Raw genomic sequence first — 1,302 nt, forward strand, 5'->3', positions numbered from 1 at the left:
GGCCGCCACCGTGCCGTCGGCGAAGGCGCCGGCGTTGTCCTCGGTGCCGTCGATGCCGTCGGTGTCGGCCGAGAGCGCGTGGATGCCCTCAATCCCGTCGATGGCATGGGCAAAGGCCAGCAGGAACTCGGTGTTGCGCCCGCCGCGGCCGCCGTCCCCGCGCAGGGTCACCGTGGTCTCGCCGCCCGAGAGCAGCACCACCGGCGCCGCGAAGGGCCGCCCGCGTGCCGCGATCTCGCGGGCGATTGCGGCATGCACCAGCCCCACGTCGCGGGCCTCTCCCTCGACGCTGTCGGACAGGATCGCCGCCGGGATGCCCGCCGCTTCCGCCTTCTGCGCCGCCGCCTCGAGCGACAGCCGGGCCGAAGCCACCACGTGCACCTCGTTGCGGCCAAAGACCGGATCGTCGGGCATCGGGGCGGCCGAGGCCTCGCTGCGGATGTGGTCAAGCACCTTGCCCGGCAGCTTGATGCCCCAGGCGTCGATCAGCCCGAGCGCCGCAGCCGCGTCCACACGGTCGGGCACGGTCGGCCCCGAGGCCACCTGCGCCGGGTCGTCGCCGGGCACGTCCGAGACGATGAGGCTCACCACCCTGGCAGGCGCGCAGGCCGCGGCCAGCCGCCCGCCCTTGATCCGGCTCGCGTGCTTGCGGATCGCGTTCATCACCCCGATCGGCGCGCCGGAGCCCAGCAGCGCGCGGTTCAGCGCCTGCTCGTCCTCGAGCGTCAGCCCCTCGGGCGGGGCCGGCAGCAACGCCGAGCCGCCGCCGCAGACCAGCGCCACCACGAGATCGTCCTCGGTCAACCCCGAGACCGCCTCGAAGAGCGCCGCCGAGGCCTCGAGCCCCGCCGCGTCGGGCACCGGGTGCGAGGCTTCCATCACGCGGCAATGCGTGCAGGGCGCGGCGTAGCCGTAGCGGGTGACCACAACGCCCTCGACCGGTTCGCCCCAGAGCGTCTCGAAGGCGGCGGCGAGCTGCGCCGCGCCCTTGCCGAGGCCTATGACCACCGTGCGCCCCTTCGGCTTCTCGGGCAGCGCCTTGCGTAGCGCCTGCTCGGGGTCCGCCGCGGCCACCGCCGCTTCGAACAGCCCGGTGAGGAATGCCTGTTGATCCTGCATCATCTGCTCTCCCATGTTCTGTCTGCCGCGCGCGCACGCCCCGTGGCGCCGCGGCCCTGTCGCGCTCAGCTGCCGTCGAGTCGCCGAAGGTCGTAGCCGTACCACTCGAGGATCTCACGTGCCGCGGTCAGCCGCTCTCCCGGTCGGCCGGTGCGGTCCATGATCCAGACCCGCGCGCCGCCC

The 1,302-nt window shown here is 74.0% G+C and carries 1 protein-coding gene; it reads right to left on the reverse strand.

The genetic code is table 11. The features are described 5' to 3' along the window. Positions 1-1,122, reverse strand: a 1,122-nt coding sequence (locus tag HC022_RS26730) for a glycerate kinase (protein ID WP_167454398.1), incomplete at its 3' end; no start/stop codon positions are given. Between the last annotated feature and the right edge of the window lie 180 nt (positions 1,123-1,302).

Source organism: Salipiger sp. HF18 (assembly GCF_011806505.1).
Classification (GTDB): Bacteria; Pseudomonadota; Alphaproteobacteria; order Rhodobacterales; family Rhodobacteraceae; genus Salipiger; species Salipiger thiooxidans.